Consider the following 14,824-nt stretch of genomic DNA (forward strand, 5'->3'; position numbering starts at 1 on the left):
GGATCAAACTCTCCAATAAAGTTAGTTTGTCTAGCATCATAAAATAAAAATTGACGTTTCACGTTGTTTGTTTCGTTTAGTTTTCAAAGTTCAACATCGCGTTTCAGCGACTTTTATAATTTAACATCTTGCGTTGAATCTGTCAACAACTTTTTTCTTTCGTTCCTGACGACGCTTATTAATTTACCATATTAACCATTCACAAGTCAACACTTTTTAAAAAAATGCCAAAATAAATTTATCTTGGCATGATATAAAGCTTAATAACCACTAATGCAGCAACACCGGGTAGACCTAATAAACTTGTGATTGTTGCAGTACCCAAGTTAATTGGAAGATGAAAATCAAAATATGTTCCTACAACATTTACGATAAAAAGTAATGCTACTCCTAAAGTAACATGAAAGAGCGCTTTTCCTATAAAACGTAACGGCTTAGAAGAAACACCAAAAACAAGGAAAATAAAAACTAACGCAAGAATACCAACAATAATAATTGTAGAATTCATTTTTTCCTCCTTATGAATGACCTATACACATTTATTTGTATGGGACAAGACGATAAAAAAGAACGTTTATTATATAACTCCAGTCGTTTCATTTTATTCACCTTGATTCTGCTACACGTTCTTCACAAAAAACATTAATCGATCTTTCCAAACAAATAAAATAAAAAGGCTCTGCTTTTTCAGCAGAACCTTTTACCATTGCTCCATCTTTACAGGACGACGTTTTGCTTCTTTTAGCAAGAAGAAATATTTCGCCTCTGCTATTTTCAAAGAACAAAGTACATCTTGAGATGGTTCAACACTTTGTTCAACCATTCTCTTTTGACGTAACCATTCATTCTTCACCTTTTCTAACAGTACAATTAGCTTATCATCATACTCTTTACGCAATTTACCCTTTTTTTGAAAGAACATTTTTGTTTCTCCTCTTATACTTCTCTACGACCTTCTAATGCTTTCGACAGTGTCACTTCATCTGCATATTCTAAATCTCCACCAACTGGCAGACCGTGTGCAATACGAGTTACTTTAATACCTGTCGGCTTTAAGAGGCGGGATATATACATCGCTGTAGCTTCCCCTTCAATATTAGGATTTGTTGCTAATATTACTTCTTGTACTGTTTCATCGTGTAGTCGCTTTAGAAGTTGCGGGATATTAATGTCTTCTGGTCCAATTCCCTCCATTGGAGAGATAGCACCACGTAACACATGATATACACCTTGATACTCTTTCATCTTTTCCATCGCGATTACATCTTTCGGTTCTTGCACGACACAAACAACTGATTGATCTCGATGTGAATCGTTACAAATATAACAAGGGTCACGGTCAGTAATATGCCCGCATACAGAACAATATGCTAAGTCTCGCTTCGCATTTACAAGTGCTTTTGCAAAACCTAACACATCATCTTCTTTCATATCTAATACGAAAAACGCCAATCGAACCGCTGTTTTCGGTCCGATTCCTGGCAATTTCATAAAACTATCAATTAGTTTTGATATTGGTTCTGGATAATGCATATATCAATATCCTCCTAGAACATTCCACCCGGTAAGTTTAAGCCTTTTGTAAATTTACCCATTGTAGAGTTTGAAAGTTCATCAGCTTTTTTAAGTGCATCGTTTGTTGCAGCTAACACTAAGTCTTGTAACATTTCGATATCTTCTGGATCTACAACTTCTTCTTTCACTTTTACTTCAAGAATTTGCTTATGACCATTTGCAATAACTGTGATCATACCGCCGCCAGCTGTACCTTCAACTGTTTTTTCGCCAAGTTCTTCTTGCGCCTTTGCCATTTCCTTTTGCATCTTTTGCATTTGTTTCATCATGTTATTCATATTTCCCATTCCGCCACGCATCATAATTAATTCCTCCTAATTATTATTACTCTTTTATTTCAATGAGTTCTTGCCCTACTAATTTTACAGCCTCTTCTATAAGAGGATCTTCTTTTTTCTCTGGGCTTTCTTCAGAACTTCCACCTTCACGCTGTAAAAAATCTTCACGGATTTTACCCCATTCACTTTTTGGAATGGCAATCATATTTAATCTTTTACTTAGCAATTCAAATAAAGTTTGTTCCACTGTATCCATAGCCTCTCGATTTTCGCTTGCCATTTTACAGTGAATCTCATATTGGAACGCTAAAACGTAAGTATCATCTGAAGCCGCTACCGGTTCGCTATTTTCTAATAAAACAGCAAACGCTACTTTGTTGTATGCTTTGAGTCTTCCTAACAACTCTCCCCATACAGCTTTTAATTGTTCTAAATCTTGACGCTTCGCTTGCTTTAATACTTCATTTACGCGTCCGACAGGTATCTTCATACTTCCTGTCCGTACTGGCTTTGGTGCTGCACGCGTCTCTCTGACTTCCTGCTGCACACCGGCCGGCACACCATTCTTTTTGACTTGTTCTAGCTCTTTCTCCAATTGCTGCATCCTGTTCATAATTGCTTGTAAACGATCTGCACCATTTGCTTGCATCATAAACTGTTGACACAGTTGTACCATAACAACTTCTAAGAAAATTCGCGGATGATTTGTCCACTTCATTTCCTGTTGCGCTTTACTAAGAGTATGAATGATCTCATAGATTACTTCCGGTTGCATTTCTTCACTTAACGTCCGGAATTGCTCATCAACCATCACTCGTTCCAACATATGTTCCAATTGTGGTGAAGTTTGATATAAAAGCATATCACGATAATAGTAAATGAAATCTTCCATAAAGCGTACTGGATCTTTCCCTTTACCCATCATCTCATCTATGATACGTAATGCTCTTGATACATCATTTTCACGTATACATTCTACTAAGTTGCCTAAGTATTGCTGAGAAACAGACCCTGTTACAGCTAATACATCTTCTGTCGTAACATTCTCATCACTATAAGATATTGCCTGATCAATAAGACTGAGCGCATCACGCATACCACCTTCAGCGGCACGTGCAACAATTTGTAATGCCTCATCTTCTACTTGCGTACCTTCATTGTTCACAACTGTCGATAATCTCTCAACAATATCATTTACTGATATCTTTCGAAATTCGAAACGTTGGCAACGCGAAATAATTGTAGGCGGTATCTTATGCGGTTCTGTTGTCGCTAAAATAAAGATAACATGTCCTGGCGGTTCTTCTAACGTTTTTAAAAGCGCATTGAAGGCACCCATGGAAAGCATGTGAACTTCATCAATAATGTATACTTTATATTCTACAGCACTTGGAGCATATTTTACTTTATCTCTAATATCTCGAATTTCATCTACACCGTTATTTGAAGCCGCATCAATTTCTAATACATCTGAAATAGATCCTTGTGTAATCCCCAAACAAGAAGGACATTCATTACAAGGTTCAGCTACCGGAGCATGTTCACAGTTAATTGCTTTTGCAAACACTTTTGCAATTGTCGTTTTTCCTGTTCCCCTCGGCCCAGAAAATAAATAAGCATGTGAAACTTTCTCTTGAAGAAGGGCATTTTGCAACGTTTTTGTCACGTGCTTTTGACCGACTACATCTTCAAACTTTTGCGGTCTCCATGTTCGGTATAACGCTTGGTATGACACGAAAATACGGCCTCCCTCAAAGGTTATTATCTCATTTATTATAACCCATTCTGTTTATAGATTCCAAAAGTTATTTTCTATACAAAAAACCCACCTTAGTATTAAGGTGAGTTTTGTATACATATATAACTGCCGTGCACCTTCTGTCGATTACGTACCATAAGCGTTACTTAAGCAGTTAGCTCGGTTCAGGCACTCCTGCGGCACACGAGAAGACCCGCTTATTGCTGCTTCCTTCCGGACCTGACAAGGTTCACGGGGTCCCGTTGCGCAGGACCCAAACGTCAACACCACTTACTTAAGGCAGACCTTACAACAACATAACCTCGAGAAGGGATTCGGCCTCGCTAGAGCGGATTGCGAGTATAGGGCACCGCTACCTCCCCGCTTAGCACGGCAAAGTTAAAACCAATATTCGGTTGCCTTCATTAAAGGCACTATCAGTATAACTTGTTTTTTTATAAAATGCAAATACGTTAATTCTCTTTACTTTTCTCTAATTTCTTAATCGCTTTTCTTTTTTTACGAAGCGCTCTAAAAAAGTTCGTTAATAGCGTACCGCACTCTTCTTCTAATACACCAGCCACTACTTCACATTGATGATTAAAGCGTTCATCCGTTAACAGATTCATCAATGTCCCTGCACATCCACCTTTCGGATCACTCGCACCATATACAACTCGCTTTACTCGTGATAAAACAATTCCACCCGCACACATCGGACAAGGCTCTAATGTTACATATAACGTCGCATCTTCTAAACGCCATGTCCCTAATTTTTTGCATGCCTCATCAATAGCTAACAACTCAGCGTGAGCTATTGATCTTTGCTCAGTCTCCCTTAAATTATGAGCAACACTAATTACTTCACCATTTAATACTATAACTGCACCAATCGGTACTTCTTGTATTGCCTCTGCTTTTTTAGCCTCTTCTATTGCTAACTGCATAAAATAAATATCTTGATCACGTTCCATAACATAGTCCTTTCATTACAAATAAAGTACACTTATTTCCATTTACTACACATGGGATAACTTTTACAAATTCAATCCACCCTAAGAAAAAAGAGAGGGGATTACATATGAAGAATACTGCCTTACTCATTATCGATATGATTAATGACTTTCAATTTTCACACGGGCCTATCCTAGCCAAAAAATGCGAAATTATAACCACTCCTATTTTACAATTAAAGAAGACAATGAAATCCTTCGGTTGTCCCATCATTTATATTAATGACCATTATCAACTTTGGAGATCTGATATTGACCAATTGATTACTCATTGTACAAATGAGTATAGTGAAAATATCATTCATAAGATCGCTCCAAATGCTGATGATTACATTTTTATTAAACCACATTACTCTGCTTTTTATGAAACACCTTTAAATTCTTTATTAGGCTATTTAAAAATAGAAAATCTAATATTAACAGGTGTCGCCGGGAATATATGTATCCTCTTTACAGCTAACGATGCTCATATGAGGAATTATACATTGTATGTACCACAGGACTGTATTGCCTCTAATGATGATCAGGATAACTTACATGCTTTAAAAATAATGGAAACCACATTAAAAGCAAATATAGTACCGTCGTTTCAAATAAAATTTGATTAATACATATATCTATTTTCCAACTTTTTATATCAAATTAACCCGCTCGCTTCCCTCTTGTGCTACAATAATTCTGTTTTGTGTTTTTAGTAGTCACGGTAAATCACTGATTGAAAGGAGGAAACAGCGTGACCGGAGTACCATTTATCACGGTTGAAGGACCAATTGGTGTTGGAAAAACTTCACTTGCGAAGGAAATTTCAACTCACATGCAACTCCACTTACTGAAAGAGATTGTTGATGAAAACCCCTTTTTAGGAAAGTTCTATGAAGACATCGACGAATGGAGTTTTCAAACAGAGATGTTCTTTCTTTGTAATAGATACAAACAATTAGAAGATATTAACATAAAGTATTTGAATCAAAGGAAGCCAGTAGTAGCGGATTATCATATATTCAAAAATGTAATTTTTGCATCCCGTACATTGAAAGATTCTCAATATGACAAGTACATGCAAATCTATCGTATCCTTACACAAGATATGCCAGTTCCAAACGTTATCGTTTATTTAACAGCTAGCCTAGAAACATTACAAAAGCGAATCGCAATGCGCGGAAGAGAATTCGAAAAAAATATGGATCCAAATTACTTACTACAGCTCACAAAAGATTACGAAACAGCAATGGATGCTTTTAAAAAGGACCATCCAGATATCCCAGTATTGAAATTTAACGGAGACGATATGGATTTTGTAAAAAATCCTGATGATTTAAACGTCATCCTATCTGCCCTTCAAAATACTCTCTTAAAGGAGTCGAAATAATAATGAATTTAAGGCAAAAATATGATATACCAAATGACGCAGTAATCACTATCGCTGGAACAGTAGGTGTCGGTAAATCCACTATGACAACTGCATTGGCTAACGCTTTAGGGTATCGCACATCATTTGAAAAGGTAGATTCTAATCCGTATTTGGACAAGTTCTATGCTGATTTCACACGCTGGAGCTTTCACTTACAAGTGTATTTTTTAGCAGAACGATTTAAAGAACAAAAAAGAATTTTTGAATACGGTGGCGGTTTTGTTCAAGATCGCTCTATCTATGAAGACACTGGCATTTTTGCAAAAATGCATCACGAAAAAGGTACAATGACGGAAACTGATTATGAAACATATAAAGGTTTATTTGACGCTATGGTCATGACTCCTTACTTCCCACATCCAGATTTATTAATTTACTTAGAAGGTTCTTTCGATGATATCGTTGATCGTATCCAAGAACGTGGACGTCCGATGGAACAGCAAACACCAATCGAGTATTGGAAAGAGATGCATGGGCGTTATGAAAACTGGATTAACAACTTTAATTCATGCCCTGTTTTACGATTAAACATTAATGAATACGATATTTTAAAAGATGGCGATTCCATTGAACCAATCATTAAAAAAATCGGTCATTTTTTAAAACAAACACGTAAACTTGTAAAATAAAAAACCCGTGCATATGCACGGGTTTTTCTATTAAATTACTTTTTCTTTGTTGGAGCAATAATTTCACTCTCAGGTTTTCCAGCGTTAATACGCTGACGAACAGTACTTGTACTAATATCGTACGCCTCAGCAATCTCTTTAACAGTCATTTCTTTCCCGTTAATTACTGCTGTTAATACTTTACCTGTACGTTTTGGAGCTGCTTCTTTCTTTCCAGCTTCTTTTTTAACTTTTTTTGGTGCCTCTACTTTTGTTGCAGTTTGCTTTACATCACAAGTGCAACCACAAAGTTTACGGAATGTATCATCGCTAATAATGCGTGATACATTTGCACCACTGTTTAAAATTCTATTGTTCTTACAGACAGGACATTGTACATAATATAAAGTTTTTCCATCTAAAGGAAACGTTTGTATAATAAGATCCATGTTGACTCCTTTCATATCTATGAAGATAATCATCGGAATATGAGTGTGTAATAAGGACAAAATTGCCTTACACCATACTTTATGATTGGTTTTAAAATAAAAACTCGTTACGTGTGGTAACGAGTTCTCCAATCTCCACTTATATGCGCTGTTGTCAATTATATCTGGAGGAGGTAGAGGGATTCGAACCCCCGCGCGACTCTCGCCGCCTGTCGGTTTTCAAGACCGATCCCTTCAGCCAGACTTGGGTATACCTCCATATTGACATCAAATATAATATCAAAAGAAAAACAGTTAGTCAACCCTACTAAAATAAATTATGAGGAAAGGAAAATTTTACTTTTCCTCTCCTACATCATAGTACTGACAACGCTCATAATTACCAATCACTCATACCGATGAATGTTTATAAATTTACTTAATAACTGTTTTTCCTCCCATATAAGGGCGAAGAACTTCTGGAATTATAATTGTACCATCTTCTTGTTGGTAGTTCTCTAAAATAGCTGCCACCGTACGTCCAATTGCAAGACCAGATCCATTTAATGTATGAACATGTTCTGGTTTGCCGTTTGGCTCACGACGGAAACGGATATTTGCACGTCTCGCTTGGAAAGCCTCGAAATTACTACAAGAAGAGATTTCACGATATGTGCCATAGCTTGGAATCCATACTTCAATATCGTATTTCTTCGCTGCCGTAAATCCTAAATCACCTGTGCACATGCTCATAACGCGATATGGCAACTCTAATAATTGTAACACGCGTTCTGCATCATTTGTTAGTTTTTCTAACTCTTCATAAGAATCTTCTGGTTTTACAAACTTCACAAGCTCTACTTTATTGAACTGGTGCTGACGAATTAAACCACGTGTATCACGGCCAGCTGAACCTGCTTCAGAACGGAAACAAGAGCTAAATGCAGCATATCTTATAGGCAATTGTTCTTTATTTAAGATCTCATCACGGTGCATATTTGTTACAGGTACTTCAGCTGTTGGAATTAAGAAGTAGTCTTCACTTTCAATACGGAATGCATCTTCTTCAAACTTCGGAAGTTGTCCTGTCCCTATCATGCTTGCACGGTTTACCATATACGGAGGTAATACTTCTTCATATCCATGCTCATCAGTATGAAGATCCAGCATAAAGCTAATTAAAGCACGCTCTAATCTTGCGCCAGCACCTTTGTAGAATACGAAGCGGCTTCCTGTTACTTTTCCAGCACGTTCAAAATCTAGAATTCCTAAATCTGTAGCAAGATCCCAATGTGGTTTTGGTTCAAAAGCAAATTCCTTCACTTCTCCCCAAGTGCGGGCTACTACATTATCATCCTCTGTTTCACCAACTGGAGCAGATTCGTGAGGAATATTTGGAATAGATAGCATCAATCTTTCTAGATCTTCTTCAACTGTACGAAGTTCGTTATCAAGATCTTTTACTTTTTCTCCAACTTCACGCATTTCTAAAATTAGAGCTTCTGCATCTTTCTTTTCGCGCTTCAATACAGAGATTTGTTGAGATACTTCGTTACGTTTACTTTTTAGTTCCTCTGTTTGAACAAGTAGTTCTCTTCTTCTCGTATCTAATTCTTCAAAGCGACCAAAATCAGTTAAATCTTCGCCTCTATGCTGTAACTTAGCTTTTACTTCTTCAAAATTTGTACGTAAAAATTTAATATCAAGCATTATATACTCCTCCTTTTATTTTATAAAACACAAAAAACTCCCGTCCCTATATAAAGGGACGGGAGTTAACCCGCGTTGCCACCCTAGTTGAAAGCATTACCGCTTTCCTCTCAAGTAGAAATAACGGCTCTTCACCGGGAATGTTTACTAATCATAAAGATATTCCACATTCCATTCCAGGATGGATTCACAAACTGTTTCTATCGATTTCCACCAACCATCGACTCTCTATAAGAAACGACATTTGTTACTATTTCCTATCAACACGCTTATTTTATAAAATTGTTACCATCAATTTACTATAATCTTATACAAGTTGCAAGTTACTTATACAACTTTTTTCATTTTCGCTTCTTTTACCATTTCTACAAAGTATGCTGTTACACGATGATCATCCGTTAATTCCGGATGGAAAGAAGCAGCTAAAAACGGCCCTTGCCTTACCGCTACCATTCGATCGCCATGTGTAGAAAGTACCTCAACATTATCCGCTACATTTACAACATACGGGGCACGAATAAATACGCCAACAAAATCTTCTCCCACACCTTTAATAGAAAGTGCAGCTTCAAAGCTATCTTTTTGACGTCCAAACGCATTGCGCTCAACTGTAATATCCATAGCACCAATATGTGCTTCGTCATAGCCAATAAGTGTTTTTGCAAGAAGAATCATTCCTGCACATGTACCAAACATTGGTTTACCAGACTTCGCAAATGTACGAAGTGGTTCCATGAAAGCATACTTATCAATAAGACGGCGCATAGTTGTACTTTCACCGCCTGGTAAAATAAGACCATCAATCTCTTCAAGTTGTTCTATACGCTTTACAACAACAGCTTCTGCACCACTTGCTTCAACTGATTTTACATGTTCACGAACTGCACCTTGAAGACCTAGTACACCGATTTTCACCATTTTAAAGTTCTCCTTCAATTACCATCCACGCTCTTGCATGCGTTGCTCTGGTAGTAACGTTGAAATTTCGATACCTTTCATCGCATTACCTAATCCTTTAGAAAGGCTTGCAATTAACTCGTAATCCTCATAATGAGTTGTCGCTTCAACGATTGCACGTGCAAATTTCGCTGGATTCTCTGATTTAAAGATACCAGATCCAACAAATACACCATCCGCACCAAGTTGCATCATTAATGCTGCATCTGCAGGTGTTGCTACACCACCTGCTGCAAAGTTTACAACCGGCAAACGACCAAGGCGTTTAATTTCAAGTAGTACTTCATAAGGAGCACCAGTATTTTTTGCATATGTCATTAACTCATCTTCACGTAGACTTGCAACTTGACGGATTTCTGCATTGACTTGACGCATATGACGCACTGCCTCTACAATGTTTCCTGTTCCTGGTTCACCTTTTGTACGAAGCATAGATGCACCTTCTGCAATACGACGTGCAGCTTCTCCGATATCACGGCAACCACATACAAATGGAACTGTGTAATCACGTTTATTTAAATGGTATACTTCATCGGCAGGAGTTAATACTTCACTCTCATCGATATAGTCTACCCCTAATGATTCTAATACACGCGCTTCTACAAGGTGACCGATACGGCATTTTGCCATAACCGGAATTGACACAGCACCCATAACTTCTTCAACAATTGTTGGGTCTGCCATACGAGAAACGCCACCTGCTGCACGAATATCTGCTGGTACGCGCTCTAATGCCATAACGGCAACTGCGCCTGCCTCTTCTGCAATTTTTGCTTGTTCAGCGTTAATTACGTCCATAATAACGCCGCCTTTTTGCATTTCTGCCATTCCACGTTTTACACGTTCTGTCCCTGTTACGTTTGTCATGTTACAAAAACCCCCCTAGGTGAATTGCTTTTCCCCGTTAAAGGCGAAAATTAAGAATACTCTTACATTCTACCACTAACTATCAGATGCTTGTCTACTACTTTTTCATAAAGTCGGTATGAAAAATAGGAATAAGAAAAAGCCCCTACAATGAGGAGCTTTTAAAACCAACCTTTTACTGTATCAACAGCACTATTCCATATACCACTAAAGAAAGAACCAATTCCGCGCATAGCACGAGTAAACCAGTTTGCTTCTTCTACTTCAGCTGTTGTTACAAGATCCACTTGCAACGACTTACCAGTTAAAAATCCAGGATCGTTTGTATCTTTTGGCGTAATTACCATTTGACCAAGTGCAGCTCCCTTTTTAATAGGTGCCTCTTGTCCCTTACTTGATTCTTTTAATTCAGTTTTATAAACATCTTTACTTCCTTTTGGTACTGGAAGTGAAATGGCTTGTTTCGTTTGAACTGCTACATCTTTATCTTTCGCATTTTCTACTCGTACTGTTTCTTGTCCTTTTACTGAAGAACCTTTTTTATACATTTGTTTCATTTCAAAGTTAGCAAATCCATAATCATATAGCTTCTTTGTTTCATCAAAACGTGCTGTATGAGAACTTGTTTTAATCACTACAGAAATAAAACGCATACCGTTTCTTTCAACCGTACCAGTGAAGCAATCTCCCGCTTCTGGAGTTGAGCCTGTTTTTAGGCCATCTACGCCATCATATTCTTTAACTAAGCCCTTTAACATCCAGTTCCAGTTCGACATTGCAAACTTCTCTTTTTCTGGACGGAATTCTTTTTTCGGGATTTTTGCTGTATCTAACACTTTTGGATAATCTTTAATTAAATGTTGTGCTAAAGTTGCAACATCCTTTGCAGACATTTTATTTTCTTCATCCGCTGTTGTTCCTTCTGGATGCATTCCCTTTAAATCTTTATTCGTTAAACCTGTAGAATTGACAAATTTATAATTTTTCAACCCTAGTTCTTTCGATTTATCATTCATCATTTTTACGAAATCTACTTCTTTACCTGCAATTGCTTCTGCTAATGCAATCGTTGCACCATTTGCAGAGAAGATTGCCATTGCCTCGTATAACTCTTTTACTGTATAAGAGCCACCATTTTCTAATGCCACATTTGATAATGAAGCATCCTGTGAAACTTTATACGCATATTCAGAAACCTTAATTTTCTGATCCCACTTAAGCTTTCCTTTATCTACTGCTTCGTGAACTAAATACTCACTCATCATCTTCGTCATACTAGCAATGGATAATAATTCATCTGCATTCTTTTGATATACAATTTTTCCAGAATTCGCTTCAACTAAAATTGCCGCACCTGCTTCAATATTTAAAGCAGCTCCTGTTTCAGCTGATGCATTGCTATATGGTAACAACATACTACAAGCTAGTGTAAACATTGTTACTAGTGCAATGAATCTTTTGCAAAACATACCTTTCACTTTTGCTACCCCCAATATCTATGTACTCACATAACCGTTATTCTAACATAATCAAAAAAAAATAGACAGAGATATAAAATCTCCGTCTATTTATATATAAGACATTATAATGAGTAGTTTGGAGCCTCTTTTGTAATTTGTACATGATGAGGATGACTTTCAAGTAAACCAGCACCTGACATACGAACAAATTGTGCATTCTCACGTAAGAATTCTAAATCTTGTGCTCCGCAATATCCCATACCTGCGCGTAATCCACCAACTAATTGATGAACCGTATCTGCTAAAGGTCCTTTATATGGTACTCGTCCTTCAATACCTTCTGGAACAAGTTTTTTATTTCCTTCTTGGAAATAACGATCTTTACTTCCTTTTTCCATCGCTCCGACAGAACCCATACCACGATATACTTTAAATTGGCGACCTTGATAAATTTCAGTTTCACCAGGACTTTCAGCAACACCAGCAAACATACTACCTAGCATAACAACATGTGCTCCTGCTGCTAAAGCTTTAACCATATCACCAGAGTACTTAATACCACCGTCAGCGATAACTGGGATACCGTGTTTACGAGCTTCTGTTGCACAATCATAAACCGCTGTTAATTGTGGTACACCAACCCCAGCTACAACACGTGTTGTACAGATAGAGCCTGGTCCAATACCAACTTTAACTACGTTTGCACCTGCTTCAATTAATGCTCTTGTTGCTTCAGCAGTAGCAACATTTCCAGCGATAATATTTAATGATGGATACTTTGCACGAACTTCTTTCACTTTATCAATAACGCCTTGAGAATGTCCATGAGCTGTATCAAGTACGATTGCATCTACGCTAGCTTTTACTAATGCGTCAATGCGAGTCATAGCATCAGCCGTTACACCAACTGCTGCTCCAACTAATAAGCGCCCTTGCTTATCCTTCGCAGAATTCGGGAATTCAATTACTTTTTCAATATCTTTTATTGTAATAAGCCCTTGTAATACACCGTTGTTATCAACAAGAGGGAGTTTTTCAATTTTATACTTTTGTAGGATCTTTTCAGCCTCATCTAGCGTTGTACCAACTGGAGCTGTAATTAGCTGTTCTTTTGTCATTACGTCGGAAATTTTGATTGAGTAGTCTTGGATAAAACGCATATCACGGTTTGTAATAATACCAACTAATTTTCGCTCGTCTAAATTATTTACAACGGGTACACCTGAGATACGATATTTCCCCATAAGGTGCTCTGCATCATACACTTGATGTTCTGGAGTTAAAAAGAAAGGATCTGAAATAACACCACTTTCAGAACGTTTTACTTTATCAACCTGCTCGGCTTGTTGTTCAATAGACATATTTTTATGAATAATTCCTAAACCGCCTTGACGAGCCATTGCAATAGCCATATCCGCTTCTGTTACTGTATCCATTCCTGCACTAATTAACGGGATGTTTAACTGTAAGCTTTCAGATAAAACTGTTTTAACACTTACTTCTCTTGGTAGTACATCTGACTTTGCTGGTACAAGTAATACGTCATCAAAAGTCAAACCTTCTTTAACAAATTTAGATTCCCACATAATTGTTCCCCCCATGATACCAGAAATTATTATTAGTAGCTTATCAATTGGTTAAAATACTGTCAAGGACGTATATATATGTTAGAATTTTTAGACAATAAAAGGAGCGTAATATATGCATCAAACACATTGTACTTGGCAGCAACTAAGTTTCTTCTTTTCATCTCAAAATGTACAACGTTATCTTGCCCGTTGTTATGAAAAATCCTCCATACAAAATGCCGAAAAAAAAAGTTTCGAAAATTGTTATCCTTTTATTTATTATTTAGAACACGGGAAAAATTATTACGAATTATATAAGGTAGCTCCCTTTTCGATTCAGCCAATGTTATTGTTTTATGGAATGAGCCAACTTTTTAAAGCATGCTTATTAACTATTGATCCAAACTATCCTGAATCCACTACTGTTTTAGCTCATGGCGTTACGACTCGTAAGCGGAAAAAACAGGGATATCAATTTTTAGAAGATGAGGTAAAGGTACAAAAAAATGGACTATTTACTCATGTTGCAGAACAACTGTTTCACATGAAACACTTAGAATCAGAGAAGTTTAACATGTTGGATTTAATGGGGAATATTCCTGAATTACAAAGCTTATTTCGCTATAGTCAGCGAGGTTCCACTTTATATAAAATTGATTCAACAAATGCAAATGAACTTTCCTTTTCAGTCAATATACTAGATCGACTTCATATGACTTCAGAAAGATTTTCACGTTATATTGAATCAATTTGTAAGCACTTATCCGTGCAACATGTCCCCGGGAAAACGAGCGCATCCAATTTACTTTTTACGGCTCCTATCCAATCGTGGAATCCTATATATAGTACGCCTTTATATTACGAATATCTCGCTGATACTTATTACTTACCACTCACAACTGATCCTAGAAATCCTACACCCGTATTACCTGAACTTCTCGTTCATTATTTATTGCTCTACAATTTAAGTATGATTTCTAGATACGAAACAGATTGGTGGTATGATTTACTTGGAAGCTATGGCTCTGAAGATTACCCATTTATTTATCAATTTCTTACTATTTCTGCTCAAAAAATTCCTTACTATATTTCGAATTTTTTACTAGCAGAACCGAACCTATTTCATGGGAAATAAAAAAAACACAAGTCAAAAGACTTGTGTTTTTAGTTGCTTGGCGACGTCCTACTCTCACAGGGACAAGGTCCCAACT

At 37.0% G+C, this 14,824-nt stretch carries 16 protein-coding genes, 1 tRNA gene, 1 other RNA gene and 1 other annotated feature; of the genes, 4 read left to right on the top strand and 14 right to left on the bottom strand.

The annotated features are described in order from the left end of the window. Nucleotides 1-238 precede the first annotated feature (238 nt). The 7 genes from PDK19_RS26785 to tadA form a co-directional block, all read right to left on the bottom strand. Nucleotides 239-508, bottom strand: a complete 270-nt coding sequence (locus tag PDK19_RS26785) for a pro-sigmaK processing inhibitor BofA family protein (protein WP_001089264.1) — start codon at nucleotides 506-508, stop codon at nucleotides 239-241. 192 nt (nucleotides 509-700) lie between these two features. Then, nucleotides 701-922 (bottom strand): YaaL family protein, encoded by a 222-nt coding sequence (locus tag PDK19_RS26790; protein WP_000466020.1) that lies wholly within the window; start codon nucleotides 920-922, stop codon nucleotides 701-703. 14 nt (nucleotides 923-936) lie between these two features. Next, on the bottom strand, nucleotides 937-1,533 hold the full coding sequence (gene recR, locus PDK19_RS26795; RefSeq protein ID WP_000559169.1) for a recombination protein RecR: 597 nt from the start codon (nucleotides 1,531-1,533) through the stop codon (nucleotides 937-939). A 14-nt stretch (nucleotides 1,534-1,547) separates the two neighbouring features. Beyond that, nucleotides 1,548-1,874, bottom strand: a complete 327-nt coding sequence (locus tag PDK19_RS26800) for a YbaB/EbfC family nucleoid-associated protein (RefSeq protein ID WP_001996460.1) — start codon at nucleotides 1,872-1,874, stop codon at nucleotides 1,548-1,550. 25 nt (nucleotides 1,875-1,899) lie between these two features. After that, nucleotides 1,900-3,588, bottom strand: a complete 1,689-nt coding sequence (gene dnaX / locus PDK19_RS26805) for a DNA polymerase III subunit gamma/tau (RefSeq protein ID WP_000121554.1) — start codon at nucleotides 3,586-3,588, stop codon at nucleotides 1,900-1,902. Between the two features lie 132 nt (nucleotides 3,589-3,720). Next, nucleotides 3,721-3,985, bottom strand: an RNA gene (gene ffs / locus PDK19_RS26810) — signal recognition particle sRNA large type. A 79-nt stretch (nucleotides 3,986-4,064) separates the two neighbouring features. Then, a complete protein-coding gene (tadA, locus tag PDK19_RS26815; protein WP_000439013.1) occupies nucleotides 4,065-4,565 on the bottom strand; it encodes a tRNA adenosine(34) deaminase TadA in 501 nt (166 codons plus the stop codon). A 107-nt stretch (nucleotides 4,566-4,672) separates the two neighbouring features. Here tadA and PDK19_RS26820 point away from each other — a divergent pair, with 107 nt between their 5' ends. From PDK19_RS26820 to PDK19_RS26830, 3 genes are all read left to right on the top strand, one after another. Continuing rightward, on the top strand, nucleotides 4,673-5,212 hold the full coding sequence (locus PDK19_RS26820) for an isochorismatase family cysteine hydrolase (RefSeq protein WP_000798717.1): 540 nt from the start codon (nucleotides 4,673-4,675) through the stop codon (nucleotides 5,210-5,212). A 125-nt stretch (nucleotides 5,213-5,337) separates the two neighbouring features. Continuing rightward, a complete protein-coding gene (locus PDK19_RS26825) occupies nucleotides 5,338-5,973 on the top strand; it encodes a deoxynucleoside kinase (RefSeq protein ID WP_000148224.1) in 636 nt (211 codons plus the stop codon). Between the two features lie 2 nt (nucleotides 5,974-5,975). After that, nucleotides 5,976-6,644: a deoxynucleoside kinase gene (locus PDK19_RS26830; RefSeq protein WP_001053585.1), complete on the top strand. Its 669-nt coding sequence runs from the start codon at nucleotides 5,976-5,978 to the stop codon at nucleotides 6,642-6,644. Nucleotides 6,645-6,679: 35 nt separating this feature from the next. Here PDK19_RS26830 and PDK19_RS26835 read toward each other — a convergent pair whose 3' ends face one another. From PDK19_RS26835 to guaB, 7 genes are all read right to left on the bottom strand, one after another. Further along, the gene (locus tag PDK19_RS26835; protein ID WP_000364199.1) at nucleotides 6,680-7,072 is read right to left on the bottom strand and encodes a DUF3797 domain-containing protein; all 393 of its coding nucleotides are present in this window, start codon (nucleotides 7,070-7,072) and stop codon (nucleotides 6,680-6,682) included. Nucleotides 7,073-7,237: 165 nt separating this feature from the next. Further along, nucleotides 7,238-7,330, bottom strand: a tRNA-Ser gene (locus PDK19_RS26840). A gap of 156 nt (nucleotides 7,331-7,486) precedes the next feature. Then, a complete protein-coding gene (serS, locus tag PDK19_RS26845) occupies nucleotides 7,487-8,761 on the bottom strand; it encodes a serine--tRNA ligase (protein WP_000884179.1) in 1,275 nt (424 codons plus the stop codon). A 51-nt stretch (nucleotides 8,762-8,812) separates the two neighbouring features. Continuing rightward, nucleotides 8,813-9,034 (bottom strand) — a binding site (T-box leader). Between the two features lie 54 nt (nucleotides 9,035-9,088). Continuing rightward, complete coding sequence (pdxT, locus tag PDK19_RS26850; protein WP_000238781.1) at nucleotides 9,089-9,679, bottom strand: pyridoxal 5'-phosphate synthase glutaminase subunit PdxT; 591 nt, start codon at nucleotides 9,677-9,679, stop codon at nucleotides 9,089-9,091. A gap of 18 nt (nucleotides 9,680-9,697) precedes the next feature. Further along, nucleotides 9,698-10,585 carry a pyridoxal 5'-phosphate synthase lyase subunit PdxS gene (gene pdxS / locus PDK19_RS26855; protein WP_000186156.1) on the bottom strand — a complete coding sequence of 296 codons (888 nt, stop codon included), beginning with the start codon at nucleotides 10,583-10,585 and terminating at the stop codon, nucleotides 9,698-9,700. A 161-nt stretch (nucleotides 10,586-10,746) separates the two neighbouring features. Next, the gene (gene dacA / locus PDK19_RS26860; RefSeq protein WP_124878453.1) at nucleotides 10,747-12,054 is read right to left on the bottom strand and encodes a D-alanyl-D-alanine carboxypeptidase DacA; all 1,308 of its coding nucleotides are present in this window, start codon (nucleotides 12,052-12,054) and stop codon (nucleotides 10,747-10,749) included. A gap of 113 nt (nucleotides 12,055-12,167) precedes the next feature. Further along, a complete protein-coding gene (gene guaB / locus PDK19_RS26865; RefSeq protein WP_000264079.1) occupies nucleotides 12,168-13,631 on the bottom strand; it encodes an IMP dehydrogenase in 1,464 nt (487 codons plus the stop codon). Between the two features lie 115 nt (nucleotides 13,632-13,746). On the opposite strand from guaB, the gene PDK19_RS26870 reads away from it, so the two are divergent. Beyond that, on the top strand, nucleotides 13,747-14,748 hold the full coding sequence (locus PDK19_RS26870) for a YaaC family protein (RefSeq protein WP_000554275.1): 1,002 nt from the start codon (nucleotides 13,747-13,749) through the stop codon (nucleotides 14,746-14,748). Nucleotides 14,749-14,824 lie beyond the last annotated feature (76 nt).

It is taken from the genome of Bacillus cereus group sp. BcHK124, from assembly GCF_027712065.1.
Classification (GTDB): Bacteria; Bacillota; Bacilli; order Bacillales; family Bacillaceae_G; genus Bacillus_A; species Bacillus_A pacificus.

Bases quoted from the DNA above. Each gene is read 5' to 3' on its own strand.
- PDK19_RS26785 (WP_001089264.1), bottom strand. From the start codon at position 508: ATGAATTCTACAATTATTATTGTTGGTATTCTTGCGTTAGTTTTTATT.
- PDK19_RS26790 (WP_000466020.1), bottom strand. From the start codon at position 922: ATGTTCTTTCAAAAAAAGGGTAAATTGCGTAAAGAGTATGATGATAAG.
- recR (WP_000559169.1), bottom strand. From the start codon at position 1,533: ATGCATTATCCAGAACCAATATCAAAACTAATTGATAGTTTTATGAAA.
- PDK19_RS26800 (WP_001996460.1), bottom strand. From the start codon at position 1,874: ATGCGTGGCGGAATGGGAAATATGAATAACATGATGAAACAAATGCAA.
- tadA (WP_000439013.1), bottom strand. From the start codon at position 4,565: ATGGAACGTGATCAAGATATTTATTTTATGCAGTTAGCAATAGAAGAG.
- PDK19_RS26820 (WP_000798717.1), top strand. From the start codon at position 4,673: ATGAAGAATACTGCCTTACTCATTATCGATATGATTAATGACTTTCAA.
- PDK19_RS26830 (WP_001053585.1), top strand. From the start codon at position 5,976: ATGAATTTAAGGCAAAAATATGATATACCAAATGACGCAGTAATCACT.
- PDK19_RS26835 (WP_000364199.1), bottom strand. From the start codon at position 7,072: ATGGATCTTATTATACAAACGTTTCCTTTAGATGGAAAAACTTTATAT.
- serS (WP_000884179.1), bottom strand. From the start codon at position 8,761: ATGCTTGATATTAAATTTTTACGTACAAATTTTGAAGAAGTAAAAGCT.
- pdxT (WP_000238781.1), bottom strand. From the start codon at position 9,679: ATGGTGAAAATCGGTGTACTAGGTCTTCAAGGTGCAGTTCGTGAACAT.
- pdxS (WP_000186156.1), bottom strand. From the start codon at position 10,585: ATGACAAACGTAACAGGGACAGAACGTGTAAAACGTGGAATGGCAGAA.
- dacA (WP_124878453.1), bottom strand. From the start codon at position 12,054: ATGTTTTGCAAAAGATTCATTGCACTAGTAACAATGTTTACACTAGCT.
- guaB (WP_000264079.1), bottom strand. From the start codon at position 13,631: ATGTGGGAATCTAAATTTGTTAAAGAAGGTTTGACTTTTGATGACGTA.
- PDK19_RS26870 (WP_000554275.1), top strand. From the start codon at position 13,747: ATGCATCAAACACATTGTACTTGGCAGCAACTAAGTTTCTTCTTTTCA.